This window comes from Bacillus sp. V5-8f (assembly GCF_002863565.1).
GTDB lineage: Bacteria > Bacillota > Bacilli > Bacillales > DSM-1321 > Peribacillus.
In genome coordinates this window covers 1-19,117 of the sequence record NZ_PGUW01000001.1, presented here as the reverse complement: position 1 = coordinate 19,117, position 19,117 = coordinate 1, and the positions used below count along the sequence as shown (strand labels likewise).

Annotated in this window: 18 protein-coding genes and 1 pseudogene; 16 read left to right on the top strand and 3 right to left on the bottom strand. The window is 40.8% G+C overall.

Going from position 1 to position 19,117, the window contains the following annotated elements:
• Positions 1-94: 94 nt before the first annotated feature.
• Positions 95-1,096: an LCP family protein gene (locus tag CUU64_RS00095; RefSeq protein ID WP_101631247.1), complete on the bottom strand. Its 1,002-nt coding sequence runs from the start codon at positions 1,094-1,096 to the stop codon at positions 95-97.
• A 100-nt stretch (positions 1,097-1,196) separates the two neighbouring features.
• Positions 1,197-1,835: a YigZ family protein gene (locus tag CUU64_RS00090; protein WP_101631246.1), complete on the bottom strand. Its 639-nt coding sequence runs from the start codon at positions 1,833-1,835 to the stop codon at positions 1,197-1,199.
• Between the two features lie 561 nt (positions 1,836-2,396).
• Between CUU64_RS00090 and CUU64_RS00085 the strand changes: the two genes are divergently transcribed.
• From CUU64_RS00085 to CUU64_RS00015, 15 genes are all read left to right on the top strand, one after another.
• Positions 2,397-3,539, top strand: a complete 1,143-nt coding sequence (locus CUU64_RS00085) for a sensor histidine kinase (RefSeq protein ID WP_180954403.1) — start codon at positions 2,397-2,399, stop codon at positions 3,537-3,539.
• Positions 3,540-3,673: 134 nt separating this feature from the next.
• Positions 3,674-4,357 (top strand): response regulator, encoded by a 684-nt coding sequence (locus CUU64_RS00080; RefSeq protein ID WP_101631244.1) that lies wholly within the window; start codon positions 3,674-3,676, stop codon positions 4,355-4,357.
• A 235-nt stretch (positions 4,358-4,592) separates the two neighbouring features.
• Positions 4,593-5,438 carry a DegV family protein gene (locus CUU64_RS00075; protein WP_101631243.1) on the top strand — a complete coding sequence of 282 codons (846 nt, stop codon included), beginning with the start codon at positions 4,593-4,595 and terminating at the stop codon, positions 5,436-5,438.
• Positions 5,439-5,656: 218 nt separating this feature from the next.
• Complete coding sequence (locus CUU64_RS00070; RefSeq protein WP_257985330.1) at positions 5,657-7,123, top strand: ATP-dependent helicase ComFA; 1,467 nt, start codon at positions 5,657-5,659, stop codon at positions 7,121-7,123.
• The gene (locus CUU64_RS00065) at positions 7,116-7,817 is read left to right on the top strand and encodes a ComFC family protein (protein WP_101631242.1); all 702 of its coding nucleotides are present in this window, start codon (positions 7,116-7,118) and stop codon (positions 7,815-7,817) included. The genes CUU64_RS00070 and CUU64_RS00065 overlap by 8 nt, the downstream gene beginning before the upstream one ends.
• Before the next feature lie 93 nt (positions 7,818-7,910).
• A complete protein-coding gene (locus CUU64_RS00060; protein WP_101631241.1) occupies positions 7,911-8,321 on the top strand; it encodes a TIGR03826 family flagellar region protein in 411 nt (136 codons plus the stop codon).
• A 311-nt stretch (positions 8,322-8,632) separates the two neighbouring features.
• Complete coding sequence (gene flgM, locus CUU64_RS00055) at positions 8,633-8,896, top strand: flagellar biosynthesis anti-sigma factor FlgM (protein WP_101631240.1); 264 nt, start codon at positions 8,633-8,635, stop codon at positions 8,894-8,896.
• Positions 8,897-8,963: 67 nt separating this feature from the next.
• On the top strand, positions 8,964-9,461 hold the full coding sequence (locus CUU64_RS00050; RefSeq protein WP_101631239.1) for a flagellar protein FlgN: 498 nt from the start codon (positions 8,964-8,966) through the stop codon (positions 9,459-9,461).
• A 29-nt stretch (positions 9,462-9,490) separates the two neighbouring features.
• Positions 9,491-11,044 carry a flagellar hook-associated protein FlgK gene (gene flgK, locus CUU64_RS00045; RefSeq protein WP_101631238.1) on the top strand — a complete coding sequence of 518 codons (1,554 nt, stop codon included), beginning with the start codon at positions 9,491-9,493 and terminating at the stop codon, positions 11,042-11,044.
• Between the two features lie 16 nt (positions 11,045-11,060).
• Complete coding sequence (flgL, locus tag CUU64_RS00040; protein WP_101631237.1) at positions 11,061-11,948, top strand: flagellar hook-associated protein FlgL; 888 nt, start codon at positions 11,061-11,063, stop codon at positions 11,946-11,948.
• Positions 11,949-12,020: 72 nt separating this feature from the next.
• Positions 12,021-12,608 carry a DUF6470 family protein gene (locus CUU64_RS00035; protein ID WP_101631236.1) on the top strand — a complete coding sequence of 196 codons (588 nt, stop codon included), beginning with the start codon at positions 12,021-12,023 and terminating at the stop codon, positions 12,606-12,608.
• A gap of 13 nt (positions 12,609-12,621) precedes the next feature.
• Positions 12,622-13,059 carry a flagellar assembly protein FliW gene (fliW, locus tag CUU64_RS00030; protein WP_101631235.1) on the top strand — a complete coding sequence of 146 codons (438 nt, stop codon included), beginning with the start codon at positions 12,622-12,624 and terminating at the stop codon, positions 13,057-13,059.
• Between the two features lie 2 nt (positions 13,060-13,061).
• Entirely contained in the window at positions 13,062-13,292 is a 231-nt protein-coding gene (gene csrA, locus CUU64_RS00025; RefSeq protein ID WP_101631234.1) for a carbon storage regulator CsrA, read from the top strand.
• Positions 13,293-13,428: 136 nt separating this feature from the next.
• The gene (locus CUU64_RS00020; protein WP_101631233.1) at positions 13,429-14,601 is read left to right on the top strand and encodes a flagellin N-terminal helical domain-containing protein; all 1,173 of its coding nucleotides are present in this window, start codon (positions 13,429-13,431) and stop codon (positions 14,599-14,601) included.
• A gap of 100 nt (positions 14,602-14,701) precedes the next feature.
• Positions 14,702-16,336: a flagellinolysin gene (locus tag CUU64_RS00015; RefSeq protein WP_180954402.1), complete on the top strand. Its 1,635-nt coding sequence runs from the start codon at positions 14,702-14,704 to the stop codon at positions 16,334-16,336.
• Positions 16,337-16,839: 503 nt separating this feature from the next.
• On the opposite strand, the pseudogene CUU64_RS23320 reads toward CUU64_RS00015, so the two are convergent.
• Positions 16,840-18,033 (bottom strand): annotated as a pseudogene (locus CUU64_RS23320) (ISL3 family transposase).
• Positions 18,034-18,315: 282 nt separating this feature from the next.
• Between CUU64_RS23320 and CUU64_RS00005 the strand changes: the two are divergent.
• Positions 18,316-19,117 (top strand): hypothetical protein (locus CUU64_RS00005; RefSeq protein ID WP_142383577.1); only part of this gene is annotated, 802 nt, incomplete at its 3' end.

The following is a 19,117-nucleotide window of genomic DNA, read 5'->3' as shown; positions in this document are numbered from 1 at the left end:
ATTTTCCTGTTGATTCGACAATAATTTATTACCCTTCACCAAAACCTGCTAAGTCAGAAAAACGAAAAAAATCCGGTTTTTTTAACCGGATTTTTTAATGACTGGATTTAGTTACAGTGCTGTTCTGTTCTTGTTCTATGTCGATTTTTTCGCCGCTTAAAGATCTTTTCATCATAGTGGCATTATCTTCAATGGATGTTTCAGAAGGAATATAGTAGGAAACTCCTCTAATTGTTCTGCTGTTTCCTTCAAGCTTAAGGTTTTCGATTTGCCCATCCTTAATGTTTTGATATAATCTTACAAATTCCAGCATTCGTGACGGCCGGATATTAGTTTTGACATTTTCTCCAAGATCATTCATCACATCATCAATTTTGATGATGGATCCAAAGGACGTGCTTTTGCCAATAATCTCTTTAATCACTTGCTGCTGGCGTTCGTTTCTTCCGAGATCCCCCTTAGGGTCTTTCTTGCGCATGCGGACATATGCCAGGGCTTCATTTCCATTCAGCTCCATTGGGCCCTTATAGAATGTTTTATACTTACCGCCTGTCATAACCTCCCTGAACGTAAAAGGAACATCAACCGTGATGCCGCCCAAAGTGTCGACAATGTCCCGAAATCCTTGAAAATTGGTCGTAACGAAATAATCAATAGGAACATCAAGTAGCTCTTCTGTTACTTCAATTGTTGACTTAATGCCGCCCTTATAGCCATAGGTGTGATTAATCTTCGTTTTATACCCCTTTTCCGGGACGTAAACACGCGAGTCCCTCGGAATGCTTAGCATAAACACCTGTTCTGTTTTAGGATTTACCGTAACCAACATAAGCATATCAGCCCTGCGTGCGCCGCCCTGATTGTCGATCCCGGCGAGCAAAACAGAAAAAGGTTCTTTCGAGATTCTTATATCCTCGTCTCGATGGCTCGGTTCATACGCTTCATATATTTTTTTGGATGCCTCTTGGGAGCTGGTCAGTATATCATACGCCCAATAGCCGGTTCCTCCCAATATAAATAAAAGGAGAGTAAGGAAAAACAACTTCCAATTGTTTTTCTTCTTTTTCGTCCTTTTCAGTCGTGTTGTTTTGGCCATGTAATATCCTCGCTTTAGTGTGTTACATCCTATTATATGCCACCGAAATGCTAAAAATCTATCTACACTTTGTTCCTGGAGCAAGAGGATAAGGAAGGAACTACCGTTTGATGTCTGTCTCTTGATAAAGGATATCACCCTCGGTAATGGCTGCCTGTCCATTCGTCATCTCCGTCATCCAGTCGGCAAATTGCTGCTTTTGCCCTTCCTCGACAAAGGTTTGAATGATGACGTTATCGAGGTATTCAATTTCTTTTATCTCATATATAGAGGAGCGGAGTTCGTTTTCGAGCTTTCCGAGCCAGGTATAATCTACTTTTGTATGCATCACGCGCATAAGTTTCCGTTCTACAATGCCTGTTGCATTGATTCCTTCAGAAGCCGATTTTCCGTACGCGCGGATCAGTCCGCCGGCACCAAGCTTGATGCCCCCGAAATAGCGCGTTACAACCACAGCTGTATCTTTCAGGCCTTTTTTCTTGATGACTTCCAGGATAGGGACACCTGCTGTTCCGCTCGGCTCACCGTCGTCATTGGCCTTCTGGATTTGGTCATGTTCACCAATTAAATAGGCCGAGCAATTATGAGTAGCGTCATGATGCTTCTTTTTTATGGACGCGATAAAGTTCTGCGCCTCTTCTTCCGTCTCTGTGCGCTTAATATGTGCAATGAAACGGGACTTTTGGATAATGATTTCATGCTCACCGTCGCCTTTGACGGTCAAATAACTTGGAAGCATGGTAAACCTCCTTCATGCAACCGGTGGATTGCAGTTCTTATTTCATATTATAGGGAATGGGGCTTATTCAAACAAATAGCACATTATATGCACTACCGGGGAAAACTTGGTCATTTTCGTAATAAAACAGTAAGGTAGCGTAAAATAACTTTAATATTAAAAGACTATATAAATGCTATAATGTTAACTATTCTTGGTGAATTAAGTACTATCTCAGGATAGTAACATATGCTTAAAAGAATATTTTTTGTAAAAAAGCAGGATTTTTCCTTTTTCGCAGCCGAAAAAGACACTATGAATCCAGTGTTTATAAGGGTTTGAGAGGTTCCTTTCAAGTATCCGTTCCTTTTTTTACAGTATGATGATATAATCTACCATTTGATTGTTAGAGGCCATATGCATTAGGATAAAAGTATACTAAATAAAAACCTAATAAAAAAGTTTTTTACTTGTAACATTACTAGAACGCTAGCATACATAGGAGCTGTGAGGACTGAACGGCAAACTTAATGCATTCTATAAAAAATGACACTCCTGTTACAATTAAACGGAGGAATCAGTATGGCCTTGAATAAAGTAGATGCTAAGGCACTTGACAAAATTCTGGAAACGATGGTGAGCACAGTCGGTGAGAGCAAATCAGAGATCTTCGAGATTGAAGAGCAATGCCGGCGTGATTTTGAAGAACTAACAAAAGAACTTGAAGAAGTGAAGCGCCAGGTGGCCATCACGATTGCTGAAGGCGATTCCCTAGAAGTGAGTGCGCGCTTCGCTAGAAAAAGATTATCGGAAGTAAGCATGCATTTCTCTCAGTATAATGAAGCCCAGGTCCGCGATGCTTACGAGCGGGCCCATAATCTGCAGGTTGACCTTCAAATGAACCGCCAGCAGGAAAAACAGCTGCGGTTAAGGCGGGATGATCTAGAACGAAGGCTAAAAGCGCTGCAGCAAACCATTGCCCGTGCGGAACATCTCGTAACGCAAATATCCGTTGTTTTAAATTATTTAACGAGTGATTTACGGCATGTTGGGGAGGCGCTTGCAGATGCGCTGAGGAAGCAGGAATTTGGTTTGAAAATCATCGAGGCCCAGGAAGAAGAAAGGAAAAAGCTGTCCAGGGAAATTCATGATGGGCCTGCGCAGATGCTGGCAAACGTGATGATGCGTTCCGACCTGATTGAACGTGTTTACCGTGATCGAGGGGCGCGTGAGGCGCTCACGGAAATTCACAGCCTCAAATCAATGGTTCGGAATGCCCTCTATGAGGTGCGCCGGATTATTTACGATTTACGTCCGATGGCACTTGACGATTTAGGGTTGATCCCTACCCTCAAAAAATATTTGCAAACAGTCGAAGAGTATAACGATGGAGTACTTCTGGAATTCAAAAACCTGGGCGAGGAGAAAAGGCTGCCTTCCGACATGGAGGTGGCATTGTTCCGCCTGATTCAGGAAGCGGTTCAGAACGCCTTGAAGCACGCTAGTCCTCGGAACATTATTGTAAAACTAGCGATGACAAAAGAAATGGTCTCCGTCTCGATAAAAGACGACGGCAAAGGCTTTGATTCCACCCAGCAAAAAGAAGGATCGTTCGGCTTAATGGGAATGAAGGAAAGAGTGGAATTGCTTGAAGGTGAAATGTCCATCGATTCCCATCCTGGAGCAGGCACTTTAGTGTTCATCCAAGTACCATTGAAGAAATAAAAGATTCGTTTATAAATAAGAGGAAACCCGCCCGATTTGCAGTTCTATTTAAAAGTGCATCCAAAGGCGGACAAATAGTATGTTTTTAAACAGAGAACAAAAATGATTGTAAGTGAACTTAGGGGGCGAACTCATTGAAAACGACTATCACTATCATAGATGACCATCAATTGTTCCGCGAAGGTGTAAAGCGGATTTTGGATTTTGAACCATCATTTGAAGTTGTGGCAGAGGGTGATGATGGAAGCGAGGCAATGGCCATCGTTGAAGAACACAACCCGGATGTCGTCATCATGGATATCAATATGCCAAACATCAACGGAGTAGAAGCTACCAAAATGCTGGTAGAACGCTATCCGGATACAAAAGTTATCATCCTGTCGATTCATGACGATGAAAACTATGTACAGCACGCGTTAAAAACAGGAGCATCAGGCTACCTGTTAAAAGAAATGGATGCTGACGCTCTAATCGAAGCAGTCAAGGTAGTCGCAGACGGCGGTTCTTACCTGCATCCAAAGGTAACCCATAACTTAGTCCGCGAATATCGCAGACTAGCATCAGATGAAAGATCTGACGGCGACTCTTCACAAGCAATCGAAATTAGAAGGCCATTGCACCTCTTGACTCGCCGTGAATGCGAAGTGCTCCAGCTCCTCGCAGACGGAAAAAGCAACCGTGGAATTGGCGAAACCCTGTTCATCAGCGAAAAAACCGTCAAAAACCATGTCAGCAACATCCTCCAAAAAATGAACGTCAACGACCGCACCCAGGCCGTAGTTTCAGCCATCAAAAATGGTTGGGTGGAAGTGAAATAAATCAATTTCATAAATGAGAGCCGCTAAATGGTTGAGAGCCTCCCAATGGTTGAGAGCCTCCCTTTGGTCGGCTCTCTTTTATTTGTGTTTGGGGGTCAGTCCCCCGGCGCAGTAACGCGTTAAACCGGCGGGGGACTGACCCCTTTTGACGTCTTTTCATATCATTTCATGTCATTTTCCTATAGAATGGTAAATATAATGAGAAGAAATCTGTGAATAAGGATGGTTGTATTCTATGAAAACGGCAGTCGTTACCGATAGTACTGCATACATACCGAAAGATATACGCGACAAGTATCATATACATATGATTTCTTTGAACGTCATCATTGGCCAAGAGGCGTACAGGGAAGAAGTCGATTTATCAGCAGATGACTTTTATGAAGAAATGAAAAAAGCAGACAAGCTCCCGACCACATCACAGCCTCCGATCGGGCAGTTTGTGGAGTTGTTTGAGGAGCTTTCAAAAGAATATGATGCTGTTATTTCTGTTCATTTATCGAGCGGGATCAGCGGCACATACCAGGGCGCCGTTTCCGCAGGAGAAATGGTGGAAGGAATTGATGTCCATGCCTATGACACCGAAATTAGTTGCATGGTTCAGGGTTTTTATGTCATTGAAGCTGCCCGGATGGCACTGGACGGAAGCTCACCTACTGAAATCCTTGCCAGACTGGATGAAATGAAAAAATCTGTCCGCGCTTATTTCATGGTTGATGATCTTACCAACCTACAGAGAGGCGGACGCCTGAGCGGTGCACAGGCACTAATCGGAAGCCTTCTACAGGTAAAACCGCTGCTCCACTTCGAAAATAAGGTGATTGTGCCTTTTGAAAAAATTCGCACCCGTAAAAAAGCAATGAAAAGGATCGTTGAATTACTTACAGAAGCCACGGCTGATGGAAGCCAATATCAAGCGGTCATTATTCATGCCAAACGGGAAGAAGAGGCTAAGCTATGGAAAGCGGAGATTGAACCCGAGCTGCCAAATGTGAAATTTGATATTGGCTACTTCGGCCCCGTTATTGGTACCCATCTTGGAGAAGGAGGGATGGGGTTGGGGTGGTATAAGGTGAAGTGAGCTAGTTTCAAGCTCTCCCCCAATCAAATTTAGATGAATAAACATAAAACTTCCTTTCTAATAAAAAACAACTTCCTATATTGTTACTACTTTAAGATTTAGTAATCATACATTCAAAGTGTCCTGCCAATCCGGCGGGGCTTTTTTAACCTCCAAAAAGGTATTTAGCAAAAATCGGCGAATAATACTAGTGATAAATATTAAGGAGGTCTTCATGTTTGTTAGAAAAATTAATCTCCATGTTCTTTCCCCTGCCCACTTCCACCAGCGAAAACCCCTCTCAAAAGAAAAACCAACCCCCTAATTCAGCATTCGTTTATTCACCACAACTCCAGCAGTACTTCTTCGGACGCCTTCTGCTCTCTGAAGAGATTCCTTTTCATGATTTGGATGATCATGTGAAAAATGGATACATCTCCTACACAGCTGGAGTAACGACGGTTGAAGGACGATATCATTGTGCCCGCTGTGGAAACAAGAACCCAAACATGTTCTATCGTTTCCCCTGCAGCCGTTGCGGCAAACCTTGTGCGTACTGCCGCGCCTGTATCATGATGGGCAGGGTCAGCGAGTGTACCAAATTATATTACTGGTGTGGTCCTGAATTTATTTTTGAAATACCAGCTAACGTATTGGCGTGGGAAGGTACGCTATCGGAGGGACAGCGGGTAGCATCTGAAAGGGTCACTTCCGCCGTCCAAAACAATGAAGAGTTGTTAGTCTGGGCAGTATGCGGTGCTGGAAAAACGGAAGTGCTTTTCAAAGGAATCGAAGCAGCCCTGCTGTCAGGAAAAAGAGTCTGCATTGCAACGCCACGCACTGATGTGGTTCTAGAGCTTGTCCCGAGGCTTAAAAAAGCCTTTCCTCATATTGAGGTTGCTGCCCTCTATGGCGGCAGTGAAGATAGACACCATGTTGCTCCTCTTACAGTCTCGACCACCCATCAGCTTTTCCGGTTCCAAAAAGCTTTTGATACGATCATTATTGACGAGGTAGATGCCTTTCCCTATTCAATGGATACTTCCCTTCAATTTGCTGTTAAGAAAGCAAAAAAAGAAACTTCAGCTACCATCCTTTTAACGGCAACTCCTTCTAAAAAAATGCAAATAGCATACGCTAGTCGAAAACTTCAGGCCGTAACAATCCCGGCCCGATTCCACCGGCATCCGATCCCGTTACCAAGCATGTATTGGTGTGGAAACTGGAAACGGCAATTTGAGAACAAAACAATCCCAGTAGTCATAGCAGAATGGGTAAAGGAGCGGCTTCAATCCAAAACTCCGATTCTACTATTTTTTCCAAGTATAAAAGTTATGGAACAGGCCCTTCCATTATTTCAGCTTCTGGACAGTGGACTTCTTGCTGTTCACTCACAGGACTCCGATCGGAAAGAAAAAGTGACAGCACTTAGGGAAGGGAGGGTTCCCGGATTGCTGACTACAACAATTTTGGAACGTGGCGTCACAATCCCAATGTTGGATGTGGCAGTTATCGGCTCAGAACATACAGTTTTCAATGAAAGTGCCCTTGTCCAGATTGCTGGCCGTGTCGGCAGGAGCGTAAAACATCCAAGTGGGTCGGTGACGTTTTTCCATTACGGAAAAAGCAATGACATGGTACAAGCTATAAAGCATATACAGGCGATGAATGAAGAAGCACGGAAACGGGGTCTGCTAGATGTTTAAAAATAAGAAATGCCTTATATGCGGTGAGGAAATCGACACAGTTTTTTCATGGAAAAATATTTGGTATACAACTAATGACGAAAAAATCTGTAACGACTGTAAAGGAAAACTAGAGTTTTTATCCAGAGAAAGGTGCCGGATGTGTTCCCGGGAGCTTGAGGAAAAGTATCAAAAAGATGGACTATGCCTGGATTGTGTTAGGTGGGAAAATGATAGCGAGTGGAGAGGATTTTTATCCGCAAACCTTTCCCTTTTGCATTACAATGAATTTTTAAGAGAGGTAATCGCGAAGTATAAGTATCGCGGAGATTACGCTTTAGCTGACGCTTTTGCACCATATGTTGCAGAAACAATAAAGCGGCTGAAATATGACATAATTGTTCCGATTCCATTGAGCCAAGAGCGCTTGACCGAACGGGGCTTTAACCAGGCGAAGGCTCTAGTGGAAACGGCTGGCATGGAGACAAACGAGGTGCTATTGAGACTTCATACTGAAAAGCAGTCGAAAAAAACAAGGCAAGAGCGAATCAGTTTAGCCCAAGTGTTTCAGGTAATACATCCCGAATCGATTAAAGATAAAAATATCCTTCTTATTGATGACATTTATACGACGGGCTCTACACTAAGGCATGCAGCAAAAATTCTTAAACAATTTGGAGCCGCAGAAGTAAATTCCCTAACATTAGCTCGCTAACTTTTAAAATTAATTTCAAAAAGCCTAAATTTCCCCTGAAAAACGTTCGATATAATGGGCATAAGGAAAAGTTTCCACTAGGGGGAAAATGGAATGGAATTAACGAACTGTCCAAACTGTGATGCACTATTTGTGAAAAATAAATTCCGTGATGTGTGCGATGCTTGCTATAAAGAAGAAGAAAATAAATATGAATTGGTTTATCAATATATCCGCAAACGGGAAAATCGTACAGCGACGATATCTCAGGTTGTAGAGGCAACAGGTGTCGAAGAGGACTTGATTATTAAATTCGTAAAAAGCGGAAGGATTCGCACTGCCCAATTCCCTAATTTAGGAGTTCCATGCGAAAAATGCGGAAAAATAGTCCGTGAAGGTAGAATATGTGATGAATGCAGGATTAGCCTTCAATCCGAATTACGCCACTATGAAAAAGAAGAAGCACGCAAAGAGGACATCGAGAAACGGGGTAAGTCCGCTGCTTATTTTACGCATAGGGATTAGAAAAACAATGAAATAAATGTTAAGTACCCGTAAAAAACATACGGGTATTTTTATTTATTTTTCTTCTGAACAAAATTAATACTAAGGACTTAAAATACATGCGTATAGGGGGATTCTAGGCTATTTTTGAATCGATTAATAAATTCAACAATGTATATTCGGAGAAGTAATTAGTATATAAGTCCTGAGTTCGACATTGAAAATGAAAAAGATGTCAACAAAAACTTTTTTTAACAAATGAAAAATATAAATCTTTTGCCGATAATACATACAGAGAGAATCGTAATTCGGTCGAAAGAGAGGGTTGCAAAATGAAAATTAATAATATTGGTCCGTCAGGGGTTAACCCATACAATCGCAATTTCAACAAAATAGAAAATACAAAAGCTTCCGGTATGAAGGCTGACAAGCTGGAGATTTCCTCACAAGCAAAAGAGCTCCAGAATTCATCACAGATTCCGGAACAACGACAGGCTCGGGTCGATGAACTAAAAAAGCAACTGGAAAACGGCACATACAAGGTCGATGCAAACGCTACAGCGAAGAGTATTATTGATTTTTACTTTAAAAAATAAAAATCCGGGCGGCCCTAAGTCTGTTCGTACAACTATTAAGTAAACACTTAGCCATGGAGGGAGTACAATGTCTGCCAGACAAATCATCCTTTTACTGGAAAAGCTAGTCGACCTACATAAAAACCTAGGTGAATTAGCAAACAGTAAAACAGAAATCATAAAAAAAGGAGACATCGGTGCCCTCCAAGGACTGCTGTTGGAGGAACAAAAATTAATAAAAGCTATTCAATCGTTAGAAAAAGAGAGAGAAACAGTAACTAGGGAAATGGTAGACAAAGCTGGAGCAGCAGATGAGGCTTTCACTATTACTAGAGTAATAGAATATTCCTCTACGTCAGAAGCGGAGGCTTTACAAGAATTAAAGGACGAACTGCTTGAAGAAGTGGCTAAGCTAAAGGACCGGAACCATTTAAACCAGCAGCTACTTCAGCAATCGTTGCAGTTTTTGAATATATCCATGGAATTACTCGTGCCTAGGGAACAAACCTACAATTATGAAAGACCGGCTCAACCTATTAATGTTGACCAGAATGCCATTAAATCAATTTTTGACTCTAAGGCATAACAAACTATTTAATCGGAGGTTTTGGACTAATGCGTTCAACCTTTATGGGACTAGAGACCGCACGTCGAGGAATGTTTACTCAGCAGAGTGCACTTCATACGACAGGACATAACATCGCTAACGCTAACACACCAGGCTATACCCGGCAACGTGTTAACTTTGAACAGACTGAAGCTTACCCAGGGATTGGCTTGAATCGACCACAAATACCTGGATCTATTGGAACCGGGGTTCAAGCGGGGTCAATACAACGTGTTCGTGAAAGTTTTTTAGATATTCAGTATCGTGATGAAAGCAATAAGTTGGCATATTGGGAAACAAAATCAGAGGCTCTTGCAAAAATGGAAGAAATTATGAATGAACCATCTGATACAGGGTTATCCAAGTCGATGGATATGTTTTGGCAATCGCTTCAGGACCTGGCAGTCGATCCAACAAATGCAGGTGCACGATCAGTGGTAGTCCAGCGTGGTGTTGCTGTTGCTGAAACATTCAATTATTTATCGCAGTCTCTTCAATCTGTTAAAACAGACTTGAAAAATGAGATTGCTGTAACAGAAAAGGAAATTAATTCACGTTTGCAGCAAATAAGCGCATTAAACAATCAAATCAGCCAGGTCGAACCACATGGTCTTGTGCCAAATGATTTATATGATGAAAGAGACCGATTACTGGATGAGCTTTCTGCTCTTGTTGACATAAAGGTTGAATTCGTGGGCAGTGGGGGAAATTTATCTCCACTTGCCGAAGGACAGGCAGTCGTTAAATTAATTGACCAAACAGGAGCCGAAATTGGTAATCTAATCTCTCAATCAGGTATGAGTCAGATAAAGGTGTCAATTGACGGTACAGATGGCTCCGTAAAAACGATCCAAGTGGGCGCTGCTACTATTAATTTTGATCGAGAAACCTTTTCAAAGGGAAAACTTTTTGGATTAATCGAGTCATACGGATATGAAAACAATGGGTCAAGTGTTGGGACTTATCCTGATATGCTGAACGAACTCGATAATTTGGCTTATACATTTGGAGTCGAGTTTAATAAGGTGCACAATTCAGGAAAGACTTATCATCAAGTTGTCAAAAATAATGACAACATCGTTGCTTCGGACTTTTTCGCTGACGGTACAGTCAAACTTGACTCTGAAAGCAGTGATCAAAAAAAGGGTATTGCAGGCAGGATTTCAGTTAGTAGTGCAATTATGGATAACTATGATAATGTCGCAACCGCCAAAAGCATGAACCAGGGGGATGGCAGTAACATCAGACTCCTTAGTGAGGTCATCAATAATAATTATGAGTACTCAACTGGAACCAATGCAAATTTCCGCAATTATTTTGAATCGGCTATTGGTGGGATGGCTGTAAACGCTCAGGAAGCGAAAAGATTGACAGGAAATACCGGTCTGCTGCAACAGGCCGTTCAGGAACGTAGAATGTCCGTCAGTTCCGTTTCACTTGATGAAGAAATGACGAACATGATTCAATTTCAGCATGCCTACAACGCGTCAGCGAGGATGATTACGTTACAGGATGAACTTTTGGATAAAATTATCAACGGCATGGGCACGGGAGGCCGCTAATGGTAGGTGAAATAAGATGAGAATTACACAAGGCATGCTAGCTTCCAATTCATTGCGCAACTTAACTAAAAGTTATGCTCAGATGGGAAAATATCAGGATCAATTAGCGACAAATAAAAAGATTACTAAACCGTCCGACGACCCAGTTGTAGCGATGAAGGGAATGTATTACCGTTCCAACTTATCAGAAGTGGAACAGTATAAACGTAATCTTTCCGAGTTATATTTATGGATGGAAAATTCAGAAGCTGGGGTTGACCAGGCGCAGCAGGGACTTCAGCGCCTCCGCGAGTTGATGGTGCAAGCTAATAATGGCACATTAACCACACAAGATCAGTCAGCAATAGCGCGAGAAGTTGAGCAAATAAAAGAGGACTTAGCCAAGGTAGCCAATACAAAGGTAGGCGGTCGATATATCTTCCATGGCACGGATGTCGGTAATCCAGTTGTTGACGAAACAACTTTCAAGGTTGCATCAAATGTCGATGACCCGGCAATAAATAGTTATAATGTTGAAGTTTCCCGGGGGGTTGAATTAAAAGCAAATATCTCTCCGTCTGAAGTTTTCAGCCAAGAGCTATTTAACGTAGTGGGTGAGGCACAGTCGTCACTGGACTCTGGGCAGCAGGAAAAGCTCGAAAGCCTGCTTTCACGTCTAGATAGTGTGATGGAGGGCATATCTGCGGAGCGATCAGAAATGGGTGCTCGCTATAATCGGCTTGAAATCATTGATTCCCGAATCGGACAGCAGGAAATCATATCAAATAGGGTTCTCTCTGATAATGAAGATGTCGATATAGAAAAAGTCATTACCGATTTAACAGTCCAGGAAAGCGTTCACCGTGCTGCACTAAGTGTCGGGGCAAGAATCATTCAGCCGACGCTGATGGACTTTTTAAGATAAATTCAGTAAAAGCTATTTCTCTTGGGAATGGCTTTTTTTCATAGAGTTTAAGTAAGAGAGAGGGGAGAACATATGATTTCACCACAAATTCGGTTGCAGAGTCAGTTTGCATTAATAGATATAAAAACAACAAAAGAACATCTATCTATTCAACAGTCTCCTGCCGACGTGTATATTGAACAGCCAAGTGCCGAAATTACAATAGAGCGCTCCCCCTCACGCCTGACAATTGACCAAACAAAAGCCCGCGAAGATGTAGATTTAAAAAGCGCTAAAAGAAGAATTGAGGAATATTCCCAATCTGGCTATTCAGGATGGTTAGAAGGTGTCGCACGCAGGGTACAGGATGGAGCGGAACTCATGAAAATCGAAAATGGTGGAAATGTGATGGCCGCCCAGGCGAAAAGGAACAGTCAGGAAACTCAACAACAGGTGAATATTGGCTTTGTGCCATCTTATAAATCTGTCACAATTGATTACAACCCGGGTAAGTTAGACATTAATGTTAGGGTGAACAAACCAAATATAAACATCAAAGCCAATACGCCGCAAATTTCTTATACACCATCACAAGTTCAGTTTGGAGTAAGACAATATCAATCCTTAAAAATAAGTTTTGAAAATATGACCACAGGTAGCAGTCACGAATTATATCTATAAAGGAGTGGAAAACTTGAAATTATTCACAAAGTATCATGGTGAAACTGAAGTTGAAGAAAATAAAATAATAACTTTTGAAAAAGGGTTGCCTGGATTCGGGGAAGAAACAAGCTTTACAATTTTGCCTCTGGCAGAGGAAGCAGATCTGTTCATCTTACAGTCCACACAAACTCCTGGGCTAGCTTTTGTGATATCCACCCCATTTTCATTTTTTAAAGAATATGATTTTACATTGGATGATGCAACTGTTGAACAGTTACAATTAGAATCTACAGAGCAAGTTCAGGTGTTTTCCATCTTGACGGTACAAGACCCTTTTGAAAAAACAACCGCCAACCTGCAAGCACCAATTGTTATAAGTTCGGTTAAACGATTAGCAAAACAGGTGATCTTGAATCACCCTGACTACAAAACAAAGCATCCCTTATTTGTAACAGCAAAGGAGCGATAAATATGCTTGTACTTACAAGAAAGAACGGGGAAAGTATAAAGATTGGTGAAGACATTGAAATTACGATTATTTCAGCAAAGAATGACCAAGTAAAAATAGGTATTAGCGCTCCAAGGGACATTGAAATAGTCAGGAAAGAGCTCTTTGAAGAGATCCAGGCAGAGAACCAGGAAGCGTCTTCTTTAATCAGTAATCTCCTTGAGATAATTACTAAAAATAATCAAAATAAATGATAAAACTATTAAAAATAATGAGCGAATAGACGATATAATAATTGTAAGAGGAAAGCAAGGGCGGCCGACCTTGCCAACTCACAATTTTATGAAGGTTCACAAGGATGTGAACCATATATTCAAGGAGGAAAAACAAATGCGTATTAATCACAATATTGCGGCTCTTAACACACATCGTCAGTTATCTAGTGCTTCTGCAGCACAAGGTAAATCAATGGAGAAATTATCTTCTGGTCTTCGTATCAACCGTGCAGGAGATGATGCAGCTGGTCTTGCTATCTCTGAGAAAATGCGTGGACAGATCCGTGGTTTGGATCAAGCATCTCGTAACGCTCAGGATGGTATTTCGTTAATTCAAACAGCTGAAGGTGCGTTAAATGAAACACATGATATTCTTCAGCGTATGCGAGAATTAGCAGTTCAATCTACAAATGATACAAACACTGCTGATGACCGTGCAGAATTACAAAAAGAAGTTAAACAGTTAAAAGACGAAATTGATCGTATTGCTAACAATACTGAATTTAACACTCAAAAATTACTTAATGGTGACAAGGGTGCAAAAACATTCAAAGATGAAACAGCTGCTGTAACTAGTAAAACTGGTGATTTTGGTGCTGTAATAGCAACTACTGGTATCACTAACGGTGCAGCTAGTACTGGAGAAGTAACGGCTGACGATACTTTTGTTGTTAAATTAACTGCATATGATGCTACTGCAAACACTTATAGCTATGAAATTACAACCGAATCTACTGGAGCATCGGCTACTACTACAGGTCTTGCAAACGCTGCTGCTACGCAAATCACTGTTGGTGGTGGAATAGATGTTAAACTTGATGTAAATAACATGAAAGTTGGAGATTCTATAACACTAGTAACTCGCAAAGCTGAAAATGCTGCAGGCGGAACAACTGGTGAGCTAACGTTCCAAATAGGCTCTAATTCAAACCAAACGTTAAACGTTGGAATTGAATCTATGAAAACTGCTGATTTACACATTAATAAGGTGGATGTAACTACTTCAGCACGTGCTACTGCAGCAATTTCAACTTTAGATGATGCAATCAAAACCGTTTCAGCTGAACGTTCAAAACTTGGCGCATACCAAAATAGATTAGAACACACTATCAACAACCTTGGAACATCTTCTGAAAACTTAACAGCTGCTGAGTCTCGCGTACGTGACGTAGACATGGCGAAAGAAATGATGAACCAAACGAAGAACTCTATTCTTTCTCAAGCTGCTCAAGCGATGTTGGCTCAAGCTAACCAACAGCCACAAGGGGTACTTCAATTACTTCGTTAATTTTAGTCGCTTCTTAAAGGAGGGCCTTAGGAATATCCTAAGGTCTTTTTTATATAGATTTTTAGGATCTACACGTCATCGAGAGAGGAGGATACTATGTGTGAACATTCATCATAATATTACTGCTTTAAACACCCATCGCCAGTTATTATCAAACAGCTCAATAATGAGCAAGTCTATGCAGAAATTGTCATCGGGATTACGCATCATCCGAGCTGGTGACGATGCAGCAGGTCTTGCTATTTCTGAAAAAATGAGAGCACAGATTAGAGGCTTGGCACAGGAACAGCAAAATATGCAGGACAGCATCTCTATGCTCCAGACCGCAGAAGGGGGAATGGAGGAAATCCATGCCTTGCTGCAGCGGGGAAGGGAAATATCAGTTCAAGCGAAAAACGATACGCTGACCGATAATGACCGCAAAGCCATACAGGGTGAAGTGGATCAGGTTGTAAAAGAAGTCGACCGTATTGCAACCAGCATGGAATTTAATACGATTAAAGTATTAAATGTTACTTCATCAGCCGATAATGCAGAACAACAGAAGGCAGTCGAAGCACTTCAGAAATATTGGCTGAAGAACAGTGAAGATCTGGTACTCACTCGTTACGGTCTTCAGGCAGGAACAGATGATGCCCCTTTAGACATCCAGTTTATCCAGAACTCAGGTGATGGAAGAGTCGCATGGGTACAGGGTTCTTACTACACGACAGGTGCTGACGGAAGGTACTTTAACCAAAAATTAGTATTAGATATGAGTGATTTTTCACCTGTTTCCATGCCCAATGGTGGAGGATCCTGGATCTCGAATGACCGGATCATTGCCCATGAAATGACACATGCCATCATGGGAAGAACGACGAATATGCGTGACCTTCCTACATGGTTCATAGAAGGTACAGCAGAGTTTATTACTGGTGCGGACGAACGTTTAGCGGGAGATTCCAATAACGGGGCTGATTTTGCTACACTAAAAAGCGAAATTGATTCTTGGGACAGTACGAGTGCAGACTATTCAGCGGCCTATGCTGCTGTGAAATATTTAGATGCGAAGATAACAGTAGCCGATCCTGCTAAAGGAATTGCTGATTTATTTACAGAGATAAAAGTTGCCTCAGTTGGAGGGAATGAAAAGACGTTAGATCAAGCCTTAACTGATCTTTTAGGTTATAATACAGCAGGCTTTATTGCAGATTTTAAGGCGAATGCGACATTAGCCAACTCTAATATTGATTTTACTGATACGGACACAGGAGCTATCGGCGGTGGAGATGATGACACGACGGTTCCAGATATGGTCAATACGGATTTGCCAAATCCTTTAACAGCGTTTGTGGAGAATTGGCCCACCTTTAGCGCAGCACCGACAGCCATGCGGGCTGGACCAGGGATTAACATTGAATTAGTCAATGTGACGAGTAAGTCTCTAGGTATCGATAATATTAACATCTTAAATAAAACAGATGATAACATATCCATCTTTGATGGAGCGATTGCCTATGTATCTTCTGAACGTTCCCGTCTAGGGGCATATCAAAACCGTTTGGAGAAAGCCATGGCTGTTTCGGCTATTTCTGAGGAAAATCTTACTCAAGCTGAGTCTCGTATCCGTGATGTAGACATGGCAAAAGAAATGATGGAACAAACGAAGAATTCCATTCTTTCTCAAGCAGCTCAAGCGATGTTGGCTCAAGCTAACCAACAGCCACAAGGAATGCTTAAACTTCTTCGTTAATCTTAAATTGTTTAAAATAGCTCTTTTGAACTGCACCCTAATTGTTAGACTTAGGTCTACCATTTGGAGGTGCTTTTCTTATTGGGAAATTTACAGTTGTAGAGAGAAAAAGCAGTAGAAATAGTGATGGGTATGAGGGCTATAAAACAATCACAAAAAGAATAGGTTTTGTTTAAAGGATTGTTCTTATTTTTATTTACCAGTTTAATGGTGAACTAAGTTAGCCAGTATTAATAGAGTCTCGCTATTATTATCTAGCATTTTGTGATTTCTTAAACCATTAAGAGTTGCCAATGTGTTGAGTATTAAGTTTTTTGTCTCTTCACCATTGTTTGTGATTCGGAAAAAATTCTGGCAATAAGTTCGCTAGATTTAAGCCGATCACACTAACTCCTTCTTCAGCTTACAGACCGGCCAGTTGGTAAGAAATAAGCGGTCAAGCGCTTTCCTTGACGGCTTATTTTCTAACAAATATGATCCACTAAAATGCTGAAGAAGAAGGGCTAGGATACCTGTTTCACATAATTCTTTCCTGTACACTCTAAAAATATATGTGTCCTAAATCGGTGAACGTTTCAATATCCATAAGCTTGCCGTTTAATATTTTTGATTTTATGATTTCTCCCTTCTGTGCGCCCATTTGTATACGGTGTTATGAAGTATTGAAGAATTTGCTTCTTCCAATTTTCAATCGTTTTAGCTGCCTCATGAAAAGATGGAAAAGGACTGCTCCAAGCTAGTTGAAGCCATTCCTTTAATAAACGGTATGCTGTTTCATAATCCGTTGATTTATAAAAGTCTCTGAATAATTCTTTAAGATAGTACCCGTAAGCCAGACTTTCGTGTGTATCTAATAATTCATCTAGTCTTTCCCGATGCTTTCCCTTTACATGTTCATAACTGTTTCAAAAGAACAAATCGGGCTTTTTTTAGCTCGGGAATTTTCTTGCGTACCTGATCCAATGCTTGAGTTACTTTTTGAACGACATGATACTTATCGACAATGATATAGGCCTTTGGAAAAGCCCGCCGAATGACCTTGTGAAATGGATCCTACATGTCTACCACAACATTTTTTACCTGTTCAGGATGGGCGACTTTTAGTGATAATAGTTTTAGTGTGAATTCAAAATCCCGATGCTGATTCATGCCCATGACAGCGCCTTAATTGGCTTATAAAGAACGGTTTCATATTTGTGCCCTTTGCGAATGGAGATTTCATCAAGACTCAAGGAAATGTCTTGGCCGTTTTGAATGTCATGCATGACTAATTGATGATGATTAGCCTTTTCGTGAGCCACTGAATAAAATATACGTTCCACGGTTGAGTAAGCAATTTGATATTTCCGGCTAATATCCTGAATGGTTGTTCCAAGGACTTGGTCATAGATAAATAAACGAAAACGATTGGTGTAGTGCTGGTGTGAAGCAACAGATTCAAAAGAATCCGAAAATACTTCCTGACAATTTTGGCAGCGATATCTCTTCACAAAAACCAATAAGAACAACGGCTTATTAAGAACCGATATATCTCGAACTTTCCTTGTCCTTTTATCATGGACAGATAGACTGGTAAAGCCACAATGAGGGCATCGGTCCTCTTCTGCGTTTTTCATGACATGGACTAAATAATGAGTTGGAAAAGTTTCTTGATTAACAACTTCAAACTCTGGCAATTCTAGTAACACGGAAAACACGGGAAAACCTCCTCTTAATGTTTGGTGTGGTGCTAACATTATTGCCAGGAAGTTAAAAGTGTTTTCCTTTTTACGTTAAATCACAAAAAGTGATGATGAATCAATTTTTTAACCAATGGAAACATTTCTCTTTCTAGGAAATTTTGTTACTTTAATTAAAAATTTAAGAAATAGTCCTTTTGTACTTATTCTTTTTCGGAACCCGTTTACAATGTAAATCCAATTTTTCATGCCGATATATTATTAAGAGCATTAAGGTTAATTGAACGGGACGTGAACATAATGCAGATTACTAATGATAATTTAATAAACAAATACAAAACCAATGAAGTTAACCTACCACCTAAAGTGGGTGACATAACTCAAGTTACCATTAAAAGCAGATTAGATGATCGGAAAGCGATTGTTTTATTAAAAGGCTCCGAGCAAACGGTAGAATTTGAAGGGAATATACCTGATAGTGTTAAAACCATGGTGGAGATAACCAAACATGAAGGGAATTTGACTGTGAGACAAATTCCTACAAATACACATCATATAGATGAAAATGAAGCGTTAAATGAAATAACAGTTGGCTCTCAATCAAAAAATAAAGAGTTGAAACAAGCTATTGAACCTTTTGTCTCTAGAAATATCCTCCTATCCAAAGAAAACATTATTTCAATAAAACACTTTCTTAGGTCAGATCCAGGTACACTTGAACAAAAAATTGATTCTTTAAGAATGATTGCAAAAAAAAATATTAGTATAACAACTACTAATTTAATATCTGTGCACGAGGCTTTAAATGGAAAATCTCTCTCAGGATCATTAATGCAGATTATGGACGAAATGGATGTACCCTTTGACCCTAAGATGATTTTAGAAAGGTCAACGCAGAAAAAAGAAAATGAAGTTGGAAAAAAGATCACAAGTATACAGATCATTAAAGAAAGTGTCCGTCAGGAACCGGTTCTATCGAAAGCCATTGAGCAGGTAAAAGAAGCGGTGAAGGCACCGGAGATGCCGAAGCAGGCGGCAGAGAAAATCGAGCGTGCGATTCGTGAGGCGACACAGCTTCAACAAATGGGCCGTCCAGCCGAGG

Bases quoted from the DNA above. Each gene is read 5' to 3' on its own strand.
- CUU64_RS00050 (WP_101631239.1), top strand. From the start codon at position 8,964: ATGTCTGCCAGACAAATCATCCTTTTACTGGAAAAGCTAGTCGACCTA.
- csrA (WP_101631234.1), top strand. From the start codon at position 13,062: ATGCTTGTACTTACAAGAAAGAACGGGGAAAGTATAAAGATTGGTGAA.
- flgK (WP_101631238.1), top strand. From the start codon at position 9,491: ATGCGTTCAACCTTTATGGGACTAGAGACCGCACGTCGAGGAATGTTT.
- flgL (WP_101631237.1), top strand. From the start codon at position 11,061: ATGAGAATTACACAAGGCATGCTAGCTTCCAATTCATTGCGCAACTTA.
- CUU64_RS00085 (WP_180954403.1), top strand. From the start codon at position 2,397: ATGGCCTTGAATAAAGTAGATGCTAAGGCACTTGACAAAATTCTGGAA.
- CUU64_RS00035 (WP_101631236.1), top strand. From the start codon at position 12,021: ATGATTTCACCACAAATTCGGTTGCAGAGTCAGTTTGCATTAATAGAT.
- flgM (WP_101631240.1), top strand. From the start codon at position 8,633: ATGAAAATTAATAATATTGGTCCGTCAGGGGTTAACCCATACAATCGC.
- CUU64_RS00075 (WP_101631243.1), top strand. From the start codon at position 4,593: ATGAAAACGGCAGTCGTTACCGATAGTACTGCATACATACCGAAAGAT.
- CUU64_RS00060 (WP_101631241.1), top strand. From the start codon at position 7,911: ATGGAATTAACGAACTGTCCAAACTGTGATGCACTATTTGTGAAAAAT.
- CUU64_RS00020 (WP_101631233.1), top strand. From the start codon at position 13,429: ATGCGTATTAATCACAATATTGCGGCTCTTAACACACATCGTCAGTTA.
- CUU64_RS00090 (WP_101631246.1), bottom strand. From the start codon at position 1,835: ATGCTTCCAAGTTATTTGACCGTCAAAGGCGACGGTGAGCATGAAATC.
- CUU64_RS00065 (WP_101631242.1), top strand. From the start codon at position 7,116: ATGTTTAAAAATAAGAAATGCCTTATATGCGGTGAGGAAATCGACACA.
- CUU64_RS00095 (WP_101631247.1), bottom strand. From the start codon at position 1,096: ATGGCCAAAACAACACGACTGAAAAGGACGAAAAAGAAGAAAAACAAT.